This window comes from Paenibacillus daejeonensis DSM 15491, assembly GCF_000378385.1.
In the GTDB taxonomy this organism is placed as follows: Bacteria; Bacillota; Bacilli; order Paenibacillales; family Paenibacillaceae; genus Paenibacillus_D; species Paenibacillus_D daejeonensis.
In genome coordinates this window covers 228,466-246,399 of record NZ_KB899662.1, presented here as the reverse complement: position 1 = coordinate 246,399, position 17,934 = coordinate 228,466, and the positions used below count along the sequence as shown (strand labels likewise).

Here is a 17,934-nt window from a genome sequence, read left to right as displayed (position 1 = left end):
AAGAGTTAGGGCCACCCACTGGGTGGCCCTTTTTCCTGAAACTGATATTCAAATCAACCCCGATTGCTGCAAAAGCCTCGTTACAATGACAGCAACCTCCGCACGGGTCATAGGGTCCTTAGGAGCCAATACATGACCGTCCCGTCCATTGATGATTCCTGCCTGCAAGCCGGATGACATACTGTGCAAGGCATAGTCGGCAACATCCCCCGCATCCACAAACTTCGACTGCAGCTGTACTGCTGCATCCGTCGTCAGTTCCACATTCAAGCCGGTTAATTGCATCGCTCTTGCAATCATCGTCATCGCCTGCTCACGGGTAATGTGTTCAGCGGGCCTGAAGGCACCATCCTCGAAGCCATTAATAATCCCGTACTTGTGTGCAATGGCAACAACATCGTAATACCAGTCATCTGTGGTGACATCATGAAAGGTGTTATTTCCTGTACCCGGCTGTACAAGACCGAGTCCCCTGATGATAATCGCGGCGAACTCTGCTCGGGTAATATTCCGTCCAGGCTCAAACTTGCCTTCTCCGCTGCCATCGATGACAAGTCGGGAGCCCAAGTCGTTGATCGCTTCCTGTGCCCAATGCGTATCGATGTCTGCAAAGGTCTTGGAGCCGGATACCACTGCGTAAACGCTATTGGTCAAGCTTGCGATTGCTGCATGCGGCTTACCGTCAATTACAATTGCTTTTGTGGGCACATGAGATATGGAGCCGTCACGATGGAGGACAACACCTGTCGAGCTTGTGCCAGAATGGAAACCCTCCGGAAGCGCAAGGGTTCTATGCACATAGCCTTCGAAATTAGTAATCTCTACATCGGCACTGGTACTTCTGCTGGCGATGATCTTGAACTCTAACGGCTGTGCAACAACCTGGTACCCTTGCCTCTCCGCAGCGTCCTGCACCTGTTTAACAATATCTGTCGCAGGCATGGCTATCGTAATCTGGATCTTAATGTCCTGCAAGATCGTCTGACTTCCCATTTGCTGTGCCAGGGCATCCATATTTATCTGTGCTGCGGACAGTGTGTAAGTTGCTTTGTCTGTTTTGATCTGCAGCGACAATCCTTTTGCTTCCATATCCTTCACCATCTGTCCCGTCAGTTCCACGACGATTTTGTCGGAAGGAGCTTGAACCGGAACGGTAATAATTGCGCCGTTGACTTCCTGAGCAATCTTCTGCTCCAGACGCGCTGGATCGATGGACACGGTTGTAACGCTAATGCCGTTCTCCTCAGTCGTGGTCTCCGTGCTGATGCCGACTGCCAAGGGTTCTTCATCCTCATTGTCCGTTGGAGGAGGTGTTACGTTGCCTCCATTGTCCGTTGGAGGAGGCGTTATACCGCCCCCATTGTCTGTTGGTGGAGGCGTTGTCCCACCGCCATTGTCCCGGGCAGTTACGGTCAGAGCGGCTGTTTTCATATCTGTCGTGATGTCATTCCAAGTGTCACCGTCCCAGCTTTGCTTCTGGAATGTAACCTCTACGACGTATTGACCTTCCGTGGAAGTCGTATAGCTGGACGAATAGACCTGCTCGCTTGTCGTGAATTCGCCTGATTTTCCAAGCTCGGTAGAACTCCATTCTACGGGGTAATAGCGCTCTTCACCCGCCACTGTTCCGATTTCATGCTGTCTGTCGCCTGCTGCCGTAATTGTTACCGTATCGCCTGCCGTCACGCTGCTGCGGTCGAGGGTGACAGTATTTTTGGAAGCATCGGCTAGTGGCACCTCAGACTGTTGGTACCTGATACCGGTAACGAGAATATGACGGAAAGCCGTATCCGATGAAGTGGTTCTTAAGCCTATTGAGCCTGCCGCCAATTCTGTAATGGGATTGTTCCATTCCAGTTGTAATTGCCCATCCAGATACCCTTTGATTGAATTACCGTAAACAAGCACTTTCAAGGTATACCATTGCTTCGCCGCGACCGTGGTGAGATTGGCGCTTGATAGGAGTGTCATCGTACCATCCACAGATTTATACAATTCCAGCCTTCTGTTCGAGCCATTGAGCCGATACATATAGAAGTTGCTGCTATCCTCTACTCTGAAGACAAGGCCTGCATTGGCATTGGAGATGTGTAGTCTTACATCAGCTTCATAGGAATAATCCGTCCATGAATCATCGCCTGTTGTAAAGAGGGCGGGCGTACTCGACCGTTGGACCAGGATGTTGGCGTCTTCCTCTGTTGCTATTCGCCAAGTACCTCCATTAGCAGTCCAATCTTGGATATCCGCCTCAGCAAAGTCATCGCTGTAAAGAACATTGTCAGGATCAGATTCAATGGGCAAATCATTGACTTCCGTGACTAGAATCGTGAAGCTCTTTTCGTAATAGAGTCCGCCTGAATCTGTGCTTCTGACCCGAATGCTGTAGCTGTCTTTGGTCTCGTAATCCAGCTCCGTTCGGAGAACCAGCGTGTTCCCCAGCACAGAAATGGAGAAGCTTCTGTTGTCCGTATCGCCTTCGCCTTCCACTAGCGTGTAGGAGAACGAACCTTCTTGATCGGGGTCCTCTGTGGAGAAGGCGCCAATAAAGCTACCGATCCTCGTATTTTCCGCGATGAGATGATTGGACAGCGTAATATCGGTCGGTGCCCGATTCAACGCGGAAACGATGACATCGTCAAACTTCACATGGGCGGAAGTGGTTCGGAATCCAACGCCTCCAGTTGATAGTTCTTGGTCAGGGTTCGTCCAGCTTGTCATGGGCTCGCCGTCCACATAAGCCTCGATCGTATTTCCTTGAACAATCACTTTTATCGTATACCACTGCTTGGCAGGGGTAAAAGCCGTGTCGGCTTCTTGTATCCGCGTCAAGGTTCCGCCGATGGCTTTAAACAGCTCGAGCCTCTTGGCATCGGCATTGATTCGGTACATATAATAGTTGTCTGCATCGGTCACTCGGAAGATCAGGCCTGCGTTTTCTTTGCCGTTCGCCAAATGAGGATGCGTTCTGGCCTCGAAGGAGTAATCGGTCCATGAAGCGCCTTCCTTGGCGATCAGTAGCGAGGTGCTGGTCCGATTTCCGCTGGAGAGAACTTTTCCGCCCTCATCCTGAATGGTCCATCGATCCTCAGATCGTAGTTGCCACTTATCAAGCGTCCCGTCTTCGAAATCATCGCTGAAGATAGGCGGAATCGTATTGGCGAAGACGACGCCTTTAACATTTTCATTCCTCACGGAGGCTTTCAGGTCGTTAAGGCTTGTTGCAAGCACGCCCTTCACATACACATCCGAGAATGTTAAGCCATCCACCATTCCACCTCGGGTCGGGTTCCCTTGAATCTGAGAGGTTCCTCCTGTCTGACGAACATTAATATTCTTGAACAGGATATTGCTTACATCCCCGGATGTACTGGTGGATACCCTGAACCAATAATTGCCGAATTGGTTAATACCGACCCGCTCGATATCGATGTTCTCAAACGTGACATTTTGGGCGTAACCTTCCTCCGGAAGCGGATTGCTTGTGAAGGCATGATCAACAAGAAGCGCCCTGGCGCTCTGATACACATAGGAATTACGTATGGTTACGTTGATTTGGGGGGTGCAAATGCCCATGCCAAGCTTGAAAGCTGCAGTACGGGTCCAGGCAAAACAGTCGTCAAATACGACATTCTCCAGATGCTCGATTGCGCCTGGCCAATCCTTGGACATGCCCATTTGCGGCCAGGTTTTGGTGGAATAAGCATCATCGTCGGAGATCGCGAGGGCATGCTTAACGAGCACGTTCTGACTTTCATTAATATCGATGCCGTCGTTCTCAAGCATGCGCAAATCCTGATATACTTTATAATTGGTAATAGTAACATTGTCGGATCGAACGACCATGAATGCCCAGAAGCCGCCGTCCCTCAAGGTCAACCCGTCAAATTTAAAATTACTGGTTGCAATGGGCACCAATAGGTTGTTGATGAAGCCTTCCCCTTGCTTATGTGTAGGTGGAGCAGCCGTCATTTTGCGGTTTCGCATCTCCACCCCTTTGCCATCAATGGTTCCGCGTCCTCTCATGGTGATATTCTCAGAGTCGATGGCCGTCTGGATAAAGTAGGTTCCATCTCTGGAGAGCGAATCCTTGCGAAAGTCATTTCGGTAATCCTCACCTCTGCCCGTACCGACAATGACCGCTCCTCCGGCCAGGTAGAAGTCGACATTGCTTTTCAAGGTCAGATTACTGGAGGTGTATACTCCGGCTGGAATAAACACCGTACCGCCCCCGGCTTGATGAGCATCGTCAATGGCCTGCTGTATCGCATCTGATGTTATAGTTGCTCCTGTATTGTCGGCATTGTACGGCTCGGCTGTCACGTTGTAAATTCCGGGACCAGAAGCGTCAGGAATATCCGTTTCAAGCGGATCGGCGGCAATAACGAGTCGTTTTCTGATCTTTGCCGGGTCGCTTTCATCGACTCTTTCGTTGGGATCCTCATTGATATCAACGATGACGTAGGTGGAAGTTGAAAGCGTAAACGTCAGCTTATTCCCATCGACCGTTCCTTCTATGTTCTTGGCTAACGGACTGATGGAATAGGAGGTGATCGGTTCATTTGCAGTGATCTCTATGCTGACCGTTCCAGCGAAAGAAAATTGAGCGTAGTCATATTCAGGCTTGTATTGAATGACGGGAACCGACTCCTGGTCCGCTCTTAAGGAGTATATGCTTGATGGGGTATAAATCGAGGGCATCGGGTAGTTCTGTATGATGGCCGCCTCATCCGTCGTCTCAAGCAATGTTGCATAACTATCCTCATCCGTGGAATCCGTCGAAGCTACATAGTCATATTCATATATCTCATCTGCACCGGCTGATTGCGGCAATATACCTGTGAGCATGACCGCAATAATTAATAGAAGACTTACGACTTTCCGCATTCGTATCCATCCCTCCGCAAGATCAAAATTCTTCCTTGATGATAACATTCAATGACTTCCCTGCAAGCGCTATCAATAATATAAAATCTGTCTAACTCTCTTGCCCCCTCTCAAGGAGTTATTTATTTATTATAATTTTTGTCCAAAAAAAGAGGAGGGGGGTGATTTCACTCTTAAGGGATAAATTTGTGAGGTGCGCTATGAGCAGAGGGGTGAACCGTTAAAATATATCCCTAAAGAGTAAAGGTGCCGCACTCTTTTTTGACTAATTTTAGATTATAATGGAACGAATCCTCGTTTTGTTGCTTGGTGGTAAAAATTTTGGAAGGTGTGGTCAGCATGGATTACCTCCGCAGGCAATCACTGCGCAACAAACTCAAAATTGCATTTCTCGCGGTAATTGTTATCTCAGTCCTAATGACCGGAGGGTTGTCCTATTATATCTCAGCTGCCATTCTGGAGAGAAATGCGCTGAATCTCACACAGGATACAGTGGCAAGGTCTGCACAGATTGTGGATGAGAAGCTGAACAAGCTGATGTTGATTATGATGACGTTCATGATCAGCCAGCCCTTCTACGACATGCTAAGAGATGTGGTTTCCCAGGATGCGGGCAGGTATTACACTCATTTGAGCGATCTTGATAACGTTTTCTCGCAGGCCAAAATTGCAGAGCCGCTTATCCATTCGATTTACGTATCTACGCCGATTGGCGAGTTTTATCCTTCGTCCATGAACCGCAACCGGGCGCACGCATTCGAAGATACCTTATTATATGCGCGTATCGAGCAAGAAAATAGAAACCAGTGGGTAGAAGGGCACGAGGATATGCTGTTCTCCGGGAATGAAAGGGTAATATCGCTTATCTTGCAGCCAATTTTTGACACTCCGGTCAGCGGCGTATATATCATCGTAAATATTCGGGAAGAGGGCTTCCGCAAGCTTGTTCAGGGAAACGCAGGAGAAGAAGCAACCAGTTTTTTGCTTAATTCCGCAGGCGAGACGGTTTATCCTGCCAGGGAGCAGCTAGTCCGCCAAGCGGTAGACACAGGCCATTTGGGCCGCCAGGTGAAACGTCTGGAGGGCAGTCAACCCTTCGTCCTAGATGGCGAGACCTACCTGCTGAATTATGCCCGCCTGGACATCGCGGATTGGACCATGACAACCATCAGGCCCCGCTCGGTTGTGTTGAAGGATCTGGCATATGTCAAATGGCTGATTGTCGCCGTAGCTGCCGTGGTCTTTACAGTGACCCTGTTGATCTCAGGCGCCTTTGCGCGTTATTTGCTGAGACCGCTGCAAGGGCTGCTTAAGGTCATGAAACGGGTCGAAACCAACGATTTAACCGCTCGTTTTGAAAGCGGGAGCAGCGATGAGCTGGGGCAGGTGGGTTTCCGCTTCAACCGGATGCTGGAGCAGATCGTCCGATTGATCGATGAGGTGACAGAGGCGCAGACGCACAAGCGGACGGCTGAAATCAAGGCGCTCTCAGCGCAGATGGATCCACATTTTCTCTACAACACGCTTAATACGATCTACTGGAAGCTGAAGCTGAAGCAGATCGAGCCTTCGCAGCAGATGGTCCTCTCGCTCTCCCGTCTGTTCCAGCTGGGGCTGAACAACGGCAGAGAAATGACGACCTTGGCCAAGGAACTGGAACATGTGCGTCAGTATTTGGAGCTGCAGTTAAGCTGCTATGAAGGGTTGTTCACGTACGAGATTCATGTGCATCAGCCCAAGCTGAGCACGCTGTGGCTTCCGCGGATCCTGTTGCAGCCGCTGACGGAGAACAGCATCTTGCATGGATTTCGGGATATGAAGAGCGGTGGGCGACTCGACATCGAGATCGACGGCAACGAAGAGCGTTGGACGCTTGTCGTGCGCGATAACGGACACGGTATGGATGAAGAACAGGTAGAGGCGATGTTGTTGTCGGAATCGAAGAAGGGCTATGCGGTATCCAACCTGATCCAGCGGCTTCAGCTGTATTACGGGGACACGGCAGAGTTTCGTGTGGACAGTGCGCCGGCGAGGGGAACGACCATTACGATTTCTTTGCCTTTGAAAGGGGAGTATGTACATGAGTCAGCCTGAGGCCATCAACCTCTGTATTATCGACGACATCAGAAGTGTTGTGGATGGATTGACTGCGATGAACTGGGAGGAAGCGGGCATCCGGGTGGTGGGTTCATCGAGCAACGGGGAAGAGGGATTGGACTTGATTACCCGGCTGCTTCCGGATCTGGTCATCACGGACATACGAATGCCCAAGATGGATGGATTACATATGCTGCGCGCCGTTCTGCAAGAGCACCACAACTGCAAAGTGATCTTAATCAGCGGCTATGCCGACTTTGAATACGCTCAGCGTGCGGTGCAGCTGGGCGCCTTTGATTTTGTGGTCAAGCCGTTCTCGGAAGAGGAACTGATGGCCGCAGTAGTGCGGGCCAAGGCCGCAGTTATGGAAGAGCGAACCAGACTTGTGGACAGGAGGAAGATGGAGACCAAGCTGCGGGAGAGCATGCCAGCGTTGCGTCAGGAATATTGCGCCCAATTGGTCAGTCACCGCACCACATGGGAAGAGGCCAAGGAACGCTGGGCGTTCCTGGAGATCGGTCTGCAACCGCGAGACTTCGTCGTGATGCTGATCGATATCGACCGTTTTCGGGAGCAGGCGTCCGAGCAATCGGTTCGGGAGATGGAGCTGATCCGGTTCTCGCTGCTTAATATTGTTCAGGAGACACTTGCTGCTCATGCGCCAAGCGTGGTGTTCCGCGCGCTCCATGACCAGTACCTGGCAATCCTCAATGACACTGGCTCCTCGCGTCCCATCGACATCGCTGAGGAGTGCTGCCGTAATATTGAACATTATACCAAGTTCACGGTCTCCATCGGAGTCGGCGGCAGCGTGGCTGAACTCAGCGAACTGCCGGATTCCTACCGCCAGGCCCAGCGTGCGCTCTCTCATCATCTGTTTACCGAAGGCAACGCGGCTGTCCGGTATGAGGATGTATATCCGGTGGCCAGCCAAAAACCGTTGGCACTGGAGTACAAGGACGAACTGCTCATGGCGATTCGTTCGGGAAATACCGACCGGACTACGACCATACTGTCCGTCATCGCGGAGGAGGTGCAGAAGCTGGTCTCCCGCCAAAGCCCGGATTATCTACTCAGCCTGTACGAGGAATTGGCCGCTTCAGCGATCCGGACTTTTTACGAAATCGTTCCTTATGCAGATATCCAGCCGTTGATTCAGCGGTTCAGGGAGGCGCAGCTGACGTTGGGACTGCCGCTTGCGGCCCTGCAGCGTCAGCTACTCGTCTTGTGCACGGAAGGGGCAGAGCTGGTGCGCCGAAGCAGCTTGTCCGAAGGCCAAAAGGTGGTCTATAAAGCAATGGATTATATGAAGCATCGCTTGGCTGAGGATATGACCGTAGGCGAATGCGCGGCCCATGTGCACCTGAGCGCCAGCTACTTCTCCAGCTTGTTCAAGCAGGTAACGGGGATGACGGTCACCCAGCATGTGACCGCGGAACGCATTCACAAAGCCAAGCTGCTGCTGGTGGAGGGAGCGCAGGTGCAAGAGGTCGCATCGGCAGTCGGATACGAGGAGCGCAGGTATTTCAGTGAGATGTTCAAGAAGATCACCGGACAGACGCCGTCCGAGTTCAGGGCAGGCTATCACGGGGATCGCCCAGAGACATAAGCTTCAGCAAACCATAGAATTCTATCCCTGGAGAGTGAAGTTGCCGCACTCCTTTTCGGAGTCCGAGCCACTATAATAAAAGCGAGCTCACAAAACAATTGAACATTAAAGGGGTAGAGGGTATGCGTAAAACATGGGCAGGAATTGGCTTGAGCCTGATCCTGGCTGTCGGTCTAGCTGGCTGTAGCAGCGGCAACGTTAACAACAATGATAATAACGGAGCAGCGGGTAATGGTGGTGCGACGAACGGAAAGTCGGGGACAGAAACGCAGGCCCCCCCGGTGGAGACGGGCAAGCCCGTTCAGCTAAAGTACTGGACCGATGATCGGCATGATCAGGAGTACATTAAGGAAATGGTCAACACGTTCAATGAGACGAATGAGGACAATATTCAGGTAGAGCTTACCGTGATGTCCGAGAATTACGCGCAAAGCGTTGATATCGCTTTCTCCAGCAAGCAGGCGCCGGATGTGCTGCGTCTGAAGACCAACATTGTGGGTGAGTTTGTCAAGAAAGGGTATCTTGCGCCGATTGACGAGTACTTGACGGACGAGATAAACACGAAATTCGGCAGTCTGCAGATTGATCATGTGAACCGTTTTGACGGCAAAGTATATTCGCTGGCCAATACCGGCCTCACCTTGCGCTTGGTCTACAATAAGGACCTGTTTGAACAGGCGGGTATCGGGCAGCCGCCGACCTCGCTGCAAGAGATGGTGGACGCTGCTAAGCAGATTACTGAATTCGGTAAATCGGAGGGCATCTACGGATTTGCCTTGAACTTCAAATCTCCGAAGTCGGCTTTTGATCGCTCCATTCGGGAGATTCTTTCGCTCAGCGGGCATCAGGGGCTAGGGTTTGATCTGAAAACCGGACAATACGATTTTACGGCGTATTCGCAGGTCATTGAGTATTTCAAGCAAATGCATGAAGACGGCAGTGTCATGCCTGGAGCAGAAGCGCTTGATATTGACCCGCTACGCGCACAATTCGCCGCAGGTAAAATTGGTATGTACCTCTCCTTCTCCACAGAGCCGGGCGTCTACCAGGACCAATTCCCGACGGAGATCAACTGGGGTGGCGCCTTGGCCCCAACCATTGACGGCCAAATTAAAGGGACATCCGAGATCGTCTCAGCCGGAACCTGGCTCGGCATTAGCGAGCTATCGGCCAACAAAGATGCAGCTTGGAAGTTCATGGAGTTTATGTACGGCGACGATGTTCTGACTACCTACCATGAAAAAGGATTCGGCATCGCTATCGTGCCAAGCATTGTGGAGCAGGCCCAAGATCCGGAGATTAACGGGATGGAGGGATTCCTGGTCGGGGAACACGACTCGCTCTGGCCTGTTGCGCCAATCGTTACACCGGAGGGCGCAGGCTATGCCGACGCATTCTACAAATATATCCTGGCTGGCGGAGATCTGCAGGCCATTACAGAGGACTTGAATACGAGATACAACGATGCACTGGCCAAGGCAGTGGAGAAAGGCGAGGTAACGGTCACGCCAAACCCTTCCTTTGATCCAGCAAATCCGCAGGGAGAATAACAGGCGAGGATGGGGCTGCCGCGCAACTTGGCGGAGGCCCCTTTTCTTTCCCCGGGAGGAACGAAGATGAATTTTAAGTGGAGACGTTTGGGGGAGAATAGCCTATTTTTGTCACCAAGCATCATTTTGACAGCAGTTCTGGGCATCTACCCCATCTTATGGATGCTGCGCTTTATGTTCTACGACTATGCCGGATATGGCGAGCCGATATTCATTGGCCTGGACAATTTCCAGCGGCTGATGCGTGATGCGCTCTTCTGGGAATCGGTTGGGAATACCTTTATCTATGCCGGCGGCAAGCTGGTGCTCACGCTGCCTGTATCCATGCTGCTGGCGGTTATCCTGAACGGCAAGCTGAGGGGCAGCAACCTGCTGCGCGGGATTTATTTTATGCCAACAATCATCAGTACCGCGGTCATATCCGTTGTTTTCTACACGATTTTCAATTCGTACAACGGTATGGTGAACACCCTATTAATGAAAATGCACCTGATCTCGCAACCGATTGAATGGCTTGGGCCCAAGCTTGCGATGCTGACCGTCATTCTTGTGGCGGTATGGGGCGCGGTCGGGAACTATATGCTGCTGTTCCTTGCTGGACTGCAGGGTATTCCAAAAGATCTTTACGAGAGTGCTTCCATAGACGGGGCCAATGCTGGAAGGCAATTCTGGAGCATTACGCTGCCGATGCTGGCCCCGGTTGCCCAATTGGTCATTATGCTGGCGATTATCGCATCTCTAAAAGGTTATGAGAGCATCATGCTGATTACGGAAGGCGGACCGATCGGCAAAACCGAGGTCATGTATCTGTATCTGTACAAATTGTTGTTCCCGGTATCTACGGGTTCTCCTGTTGTACAACAGTTTGGTTACGGCAGCGCTGTAGGTTTTGCCACAGCCCTTATTGTGGGGGCGATTACCGGCTTGTACTTCCTACTAAGCCGCAAAATGAACAAAGTCTATTAGAGTTGCTGCCCATCACGAAGTATTGCAGGAAGCGGATTCGACGTCGAATCTTGCGTTCACCCTTGAAAAGTATCGCTTACGATGCTGGTTTCCTTAGGAAACCCTGAGGTGCTCATGTAGGGATGCTTCCGAAGTCGTTTTCTTCGAAAACGTGTACCGCTCCTCCTTCTTCGGGTTCTCGCAAGCCAAGACGTTTTCGCAGAAAACGTAGCTTCGTAAGCATAAGCTTCGGTGCTGAGCACCAACCTTTTGAATTTGTAATAGTAGTAATCCCCATTCTCAACATCGTAAAACGCGCAGGAGGTTCAGCAGATGAACGATCAGGTGTTATCCCGAGAGCCAGACAGGCAGCACAGGCCTGCCGCCCGTCCGCTGCCCAGTCGCTCAGGCAGAGTGGTGAGCCTCACCATCATGTGGCTGTTTTTATTGGTGACGGCGCTATTGACTGTATTTCCTTTATTTATGACCTTGGCCGGCTCGCTCAAAACTGGTGCCGAGATGATGACCGGCGGTACCTTGTTGCCGACCAAGCTGCAATTCGTGAATTACGCAGAAGCTTGGAAGCAGGCTAATTTTGCCCGCTATACCTGGAACAGTACGTTTGTCAGCGTGATGGTGACCGTAGGCACATTGCTGGTTGCGGCCATGGCTGCTTATGTGGTGGACCGCCGCCAGTTTTTTGGTAAATCCCTGTTTGTGACGACACAAGCGTCCATGATGTTCATTTCCGTCGGCGCCATTGTGCTGCGACCTCAATTCGATCTGATGGTCTCGCTGAACCTGAATACCACCTTGTGGGGCGTCATCCTGATTCTGATTAGCGGTCATTCCTCAACATTCTTCATGCTGCTGGGCTTCTTCAAGGCAATTCCCCGTGAGCTGGATGAGTCGGCCATGGTGGATGGATCCGGGTTTGTCCGAACGTTCTTCCGGATTGTACTGCCACTCCTGGCGCCGGGACTGGGCGTGGCGGGATTGTTCGCCTTCCGCGGGGCCTGGAACGAATACATCCTGCCGCTGGTATTCACAATGACGAACCCGGAGCTGCAGACGCTCACTGTCGGTCTGGCGAATCTCCGTTTCGGCTCCTCCGCAGCGATGCAGATCCATCTCATGATGGCCGGAGCCTGCCTGTCGATTTTGCCGATGCTGCTGGTGTATGTGGTGGCGAACAAGTCGTTTATCCAGGTGACGGCCGGATCGGTGAAGGGGTAAAGATCAGGTTGTTGGAAACCGCCTTTAGGTGACGAATCATTCTTCCGATCGCTGTTGTCCCCAGAATTTTTGATGAATTAACCCTTATGGGGTTAAATTCCGGGGACAAAGGCGAACGCTGTGCTTCTCCAGAATCGATCCGTACCTTTTGGCTCCAACAACCTGAACTTTGAAGAAATAGTAATTGGGAGAGTGATTCACGTGACAAATGATACAGTCGGAGTTTTGAGCTCCAGTCCGGTTGTGACTCGGCATGCGACAAATCCGGTGCTGGCCCCGGGTGATGTGCCCTATGGTCCGGCGATGGTGTTTAATGCCGGGGTTACGAAGTTCCAGGGCCGCTATGTGATGGTGTTCCGCAATGACTACGGCGACGAATCAAAAGGAATCGTGGCGCCTCATCATACTACCAATCTGGGACTAGCCTTCAGCAATGACGGCATATCATGGGAGGTCCAGCCTGAACCTTGCTGGTCTTGGCATGATGAAGAGGTCATCCGTGTGTATGATCCGCGTCTAACTGTGATCGATGAACGATGCTACTTGTGCTTTGCAGTCGATACGAAGCATGGGCTGCGTGGCGGTATTGCTGTAACTGACGATTTTCGGTCGTTCGAGGTGCTAAGCCTATCGCTGCCCGACAACCGCAATATGGTCTTGTTCCCGGAACGAATCGGGGACAAGTATGTGCGGCTGGAGCGTCCGATGCCTGTTTACAGCCGGGGCGGGATAGACCGATTTGACATGTGGATGAGCGACTCGCCCGACCTGAAATACTGGGGAAATTCCAAGCTGCTGCTTGCCGTTGAGGATGTAGCTTATGCCAACGATAAGGTTGGCCCGGGCGCACCGCCCGTCAAGACCGACAAAGGCTGGTTGACCTTGTTCCATGCTGTGGATATCGACCGCAGTCGGGGCAAGAATGGCTGGGAGCCGAGTTGGCAAAAACGATATACCTCCGGAATCATGCTGCTGGATCTTCACGATCCGAGCCGAATCATCGGCAAAGCCAAATCCCCGTTGCTTGCGCCGGAGTCTGCATACGAGACCGATGGGGGCTTCCGCAATGATGTTATTTTTCCAGGAGGTATGATTCTGGAGGAGTCTGGTGAAGTCAAAATCTATTACGGTGCTGCCGATACGGTAGAATGCCTGGCCACTGCCGATGTGAATGATCTGCTACGGCTTTGCCTGGAAGGTTAAGTCCAATACACCGTTTGTACAGATGATGTTTGATTCAAAATACGGGAGGTTGCCATGAACAGACAGATTACGTTGCCGTCCACCAGTATCCCGGTTGCCAACCAGGTCGATGTATTGGTCATCGGCGGCGGTGCTTCCGGAATTGCAGCTGCCATAGCAGCCGCGAATGGGGGAGCACGCACCATGCTGATAGAGCAGAGAGGGTTTCTGGGTGGCATGGGCACGGTTGCGCTTGTCCCGGCCTTTTGCCCCTTTACGGATAAGCAGAAGCCCATCATCCGCGGACTCGGTCTTGCGTTAATGGATCGGATGAAGCAGGCTTGCTATCCCGAATTCCGCGAAGACTATGAGGAGGTACTCGATTGGGTGCCGATTGACCCCGAAGTGCTGAAGCGGGTGTATGACGATGCGATTTTGGAGAGCGGCGTAACGCCGCTGTTTCATACCTTTGTGTACGATGTCGTATTGTCCGAGGATCGAAGAACGGTGGAGGGCGTCGTCGTGGTTAACAAAACGGGACGCTCGTTCATCCCCTGCCGTTATATTATCGATTGCTCCGGGGACGGGGATGTTGCCGCACTAGCAGGCGTTCCCTTCCAGAAAGGCGGCGAAGCGGGCGAACTGCAGCCTGGCAGTATGTGCTACCTGCTGGCTAATGTCGACCGTCCCAGGTTCAGTCGGTTCTTGGAGGAGAGTGGCGATACAGGCCAACTGCACAAGACGGTGGAGCGGGCAATCCTGGAGGGCGCGCTGCCGGAGGGCCGCAAGTCGATCTCAGGCTTGGCCTGGGTTAGCGACTACCTGGTGGGTGTAAACTTCGGCCATGTGTTTGGTGTGGATGGCACCCAGGCTGAAGATTTGACACGGGGAGCGATCGAAGGGCGCCGCACGGCGGAACGCCAGCTGCAGTTCTTCCGCCGTTATGTGCCCGGCTTTGAGAATGCCCACATGGTGGCGAGCGGGGAGCAGCTTGGCATCCGGGAGACTCGGCGGATCGAAGGAGACTATACGTTGACCGTGGACGATTTCCTGTCTGCGCGTTCCTTCCCGGACGACATTGCCCGCAACGCCTACTACATCGATATTCATCTTGCCCACAGCAAGGGCGAGATGACCATCAACCATCTGCCGCCAGGTGTATCCCACGGTGTCCCTTACCGGATCATGCTGCCGATTGGGATCGATAACCTGTGGGTAGCCGGACGCTGCGTATCCTCGGATCGCGCGGTGCAAGGCTCGTTGCGAGTAATGCCCAACTGCTTCTCCATGGGTCAGGCCTCGGGAACGGCGGCCGCCCTGGCCCTTCGTGATGGCTTGGGCTCGCGCGACATCTCCGTCGCTGAGCTTCAGCAGCGTCTATTGGAGCAGAATGTGTGGCTAGGCGAGGATTTTGTGCCGGTAGAGCAAAGCCAGGAGAGCTAAATAGCAAGAATGAATCCCTAGCGAATCGAACACCGCTGAACATGAGCGGATTCAGATTCCAAATTCCAGAGTCCAAACGTCAGACTTCAGACTCTGGTCCCAAAAGGGACCTCAATAACCACGTTGCGTGGAAATCGAGGTCCCTTTTTGGTGTGCACAAGAATGTTTTCCTCTCCGGAAGCGATTGAGTGCTTAGTAGCAGTGAAATACCACTGTGAGCAATTTGACCTACGGATTGGTCGAAGACTCCGTAGGTGTCTAAGGAAGCAATGGGAACGGGGGTGCACCCGAATCATCTACTAGAAAGTTATTATGGAGGATTAGCAGTTTTCTTCATCCGTCCTCCGCTACACGCCACGTTCGCTTTGCTCATTTATCGCTGAACCGTCGAGGGGGAGCGTTTCCTTTGGTGCTTCTTGCCCCTAACTCTAACTTGGAATTCTAACGGCCACCACAGCCGCTATTTCGTTCGAAATTGGCACTGGGGAATTGTAACGGCCATATAGTCCGCTATTGTGCGTAAAAACAATGTTTTCTCTAGGTTATGGTGACAATAACTGCACCTGTGGCCGTTAGAAGCGCCAACCCCTCAAAAAAGGCGGAATAAGCGCCTATATGGCCGTTACAGCAAATTGTCCCGGGTGGGCCAAGCAGGGGTCGAGCAGGTGTGGAGCCTATCCTGCATCCGGCGCCTACCGGCACCTACCCGGCACCTATCCGCATCTGCCCGGATGACCTCAGTGTAGCATTTACTCCTTCACCGCGCCCAGTACGATTCCTTTGACGAAGAAGCGCTGCAGGAATGGATACACGGCTAGGATCGGCAGCATGGCAATAAAGATTTGAGCCGATTTGACACTGCGGTTGGAGAGCATAGCCATATCCTCTGGTGTGATGCCGGTTTTGCTGAAGTCCTGCACAACGACAATAGTTTGTAGCAGCGTCGCTAGCGGCCATTGATCCTGAGAGCGCAGGTATAGCATACCATCAAACCAGCTATTCCAGTGCCCGACCATCGTGAACAACGAGATCGTAGCGATCGCGGGCAGCGAGATTGGCAGGTAGACGGAGAACAGGATGCGGAAGGTAGACGCGCCGTCTACAATGGCAGCCTCGTCCAGTTCCTTGGGGAGTACCCGGAAAAAGTTCATCATCAAAATCATATTCCAGACATTCACCAGTCCGGGTAGAATCAGCACCCAAAACGAATTGACCAGTCCTAGCTGCTGGATCAGCAGGTAGTTGGGCACAAGCCCGGCATCAAAAATCATGATAACCAGGAAAAACCAGACATAGAATACACGAGCCTTGAACTCGACGCTGCTCCGGGACAAGGAAAAGGCAGCCATCACGGTTACTGCCATACTTAAGACCGTTCCGATAATGGCACGCATCACCGATATCCAAATGGCATTTGTAAAATTATCGTTCTCAAACGTTCGGGCATAGCTCTCCAGATTGAAATCAATCGGGAAGAATGTCACCAGATTGGACTCCGCCGCGGACTTGCCACTCAGGGACACGGCGAAAATATGAATCATCGGCAGGATACATAAAATCGATACGACGATCAGCAGAGCCAGATTGAAATAATAAAACACCTTGTACGATGGGTTCTTGTGATACATGGTCTACCTCCGTTGTTAAAAAACTTAAAAGCGCGATGAGCATGCATAAGGTTAGCGGAAGAGAAGAGGGAGGTTGGAGAAATGAAATGCTCGCCTTTGTCTCCGGATTTCACCCCCTACAGGGGTAAATAATCAAGAAATCTGGAGACAACAGCGATCGGAAGCCCCCTCTTTTCTGGAGCGACCTTCAGGGTTAACTCGCTTTTAGAAAATCCGATAATTCGCCCACCGATACGCCACATAATAGCCGCCACTGATGAGAATGAAGCCAATCGCCGACTTGAACAAGCCAACCGTCGTCGCAAGACTGTATTGTCCGTCCTGGAACGAGCGGAACACGAAGGTGTCGATAATATCGCCTTTTTCCAGTACCAAGGGATTGATCAGATTGAAGATCTGGTCGAAATTGGCGTTCAGCATATTGCCTAGCGACAGGGTGAAAACCACGACCATCATCGGCAATAGGGATGGCAGAGTGATGTGGATCGTCTGCTGCATCCGGCCGGCCCCATCGATTTCAGCAGCCTCGTACAAATCCGGATTGATGCCCGAGAGTGCCGCCAAGAAGACGATGGCCGAGAAGCCGAATTCCTTCCACAGGTCACTGACGATAACGGTGGTACGGAACCAGTCGCCCTCTCCGAGGAACATCACAGGATCCAAATTCACCATCACCAGAAAGCGGTTTACAATGCCATCAAGCGAAAGAAGATCGAGCAGGATGCCGCCGAGGATAACCCAGGACATGAAGTGGGGCAAGTAGACCATGGTTTGAATGGAGCGCTTCATCCCCATGTTGCGGACCTCATTGAGCATCAGCGCAAACAATACAGGGACCGCCAGTCCAAAGATGATCTTCATGACCGAGATGATGAGCGTATTCCAGATAACTTGCACCGTACCCCGAAGGGTGAACATGAGCTGGAAGTTATCCCAGCCGACCCACGGCGATTGACTGATGCCCAGCCAAGGCTTGAAGTCCTGAAAAGCCATTACAATTCCCGGCATCGGGGCGTATTTGAAGATGATGGCTAGAAGGACAGCGGGCAGCAGCAGGATATGAAGCCGCCACGTTTTACGAAACGGATTTTTGCTGGTGCGTCCAGTTGACGAACGTGCAGGTGATGATATAATGTCGGTATTCTTCATGGGGGACTGCCTCCTGATCGGTTTTGCTGCGTCCGGCCGCTGACACGGCCTGAGCGGTATGAAAAAATTGTAGGTCATTGGGTTTGGCTTTGTATACAGCACATCCTAAAGGTCACTATCACTTTCTTAAGAAGTCCGGTTTTGATAACTTCCAACCTTCTCGGTTCTGAAAACCGGAATATAAAATTTTGCATATAAATTTTAGGGGGAA

Annotated in this window: 10 protein-coding genes; 7 read left to right on the top strand and 3 right to left on the bottom strand. The window is 51.9% G+C overall.

Annotated features, from left to right (window positions below; genetic code table 11):
• Window positions 1–48: 48 nt before the first annotated feature.
• Complete coding sequence (locus tag F556_RS36895) at window positions 49–4,884, bottom strand: 3-keto-alpha-glucoside-1,2-lyase-like domain-containing protein (RefSeq protein WP_020617696.1); 4,836 nt, start codon at window positions 4,882–4,884, stop codon at window positions 49–51.
• 309 nt (window positions 4,885–5,193) lie between these two features.
• Between F556_RS36895 and F556_RS0114495 the strand changes: the two genes are divergently transcribed.
• The 7 genes from F556_RS0114495 (at window position 5,194) to F556_RS0114465 (ending at window position 14,946) form a co-directional block, all read left to right on the top strand.
• Window positions 5,194–6,978: a cache domain-containing sensor histidine kinase gene (locus tag F556_RS0114495; protein WP_245583066.1), complete on the top strand. Its 1,785-nt coding sequence runs from the start codon at window positions 5,194–5,196 to the stop codon at window positions 6,976–6,978.
• Window positions 6,965–8,590, top strand: a complete 1,626-nt coding sequence (locus tag F556_RS0114490; RefSeq protein WP_020617693.1) for a response regulator — start codon at window positions 6,965–6,967, stop codon at window positions 8,588–8,590. Before F556_RS0114495 ends, F556_RS0114490 begins: the two co-directional genes overlap by 14 nt.
• A 122-nt stretch (window positions 8,591–8,712) precedes the next feature.
• Entirely contained in the window at window positions 8,713–10,140 is a 1,428-nt protein-coding gene (locus tag F556_RS0114485) for an ABC transporter substrate-binding protein (RefSeq protein ID WP_020617692.1), read from the top strand.
• Window positions 10,141–10,206: 66 nt separating this feature from the next.
• Window positions 10,207–11,106 carry a carbohydrate ABC transporter permease gene (locus tag F556_RS0114480; RefSeq protein ID WP_020617691.1) on the top strand — a complete coding sequence of 300 codons (900 nt, stop codon included), beginning with the start codon at window positions 10,207–10,209 and terminating at the stop codon, window positions 11,104–11,106.
• 312 nt (window positions 11,107–11,418) lie between these two features.
• Complete coding sequence (locus F556_RS0114475; protein WP_020617690.1) at window positions 11,419–12,321, top strand: carbohydrate ABC transporter permease; 903 nt, start codon at window positions 11,419–11,421, stop codon at window positions 12,319–12,321.
• A 201-nt stretch (window positions 12,322–12,522) separates the two neighbouring features.
• On the top strand, window positions 12,523–13,524 hold the full coding sequence (locus F556_RS0114470) for a glycoside hydrolase family 130 protein (protein WP_020617689.1): 1,002 nt from the start codon (window positions 12,523–12,525) through the stop codon (window positions 13,522–13,524).
• A gap of 54 nt (window positions 13,525–13,578) precedes the next feature.
• The gene (locus F556_RS0114465; RefSeq protein WP_020617688.1) at window positions 13,579–14,946 is read left to right on the top strand and encodes an FAD-dependent oxidoreductase; all 1,368 of its coding nucleotides are present in this window, start codon (window positions 13,579–13,581) and stop codon (window positions 14,944–14,946) included.
• Window positions 14,947–15,695: 749 nt separating this feature from the next.
• Here the strand turns inward: F556_RS0114465 and F556_RS0114460 are convergent.
• Together F556_RS0114460 and F556_RS0114455 are read right to left on the bottom strand one after the other, a co-directional pair.
• Window positions 15,696–16,574, bottom strand: coding sequence for a carbohydrate ABC transporter permease (locus tag F556_RS0114460; RefSeq protein ID WP_020617687.1), 879 nt, complete (start codon window positions 16,572–16,574; stop codon window positions 15,696–15,698).
• Window positions 16,575–16,778: 204 nt separating this feature from the next.
• Window positions 16,779–17,723 carry an ABC transporter permease gene (locus F556_RS0114455; protein ID WP_020617686.1) on the bottom strand — a complete coding sequence of 315 codons (945 nt, stop codon included), beginning with the start codon at window positions 17,721–17,723 and terminating at the stop codon, window positions 16,779–16,781.
• Between the last annotated feature and the right edge of the window lie 211 nt (window positions 17,724–17,934).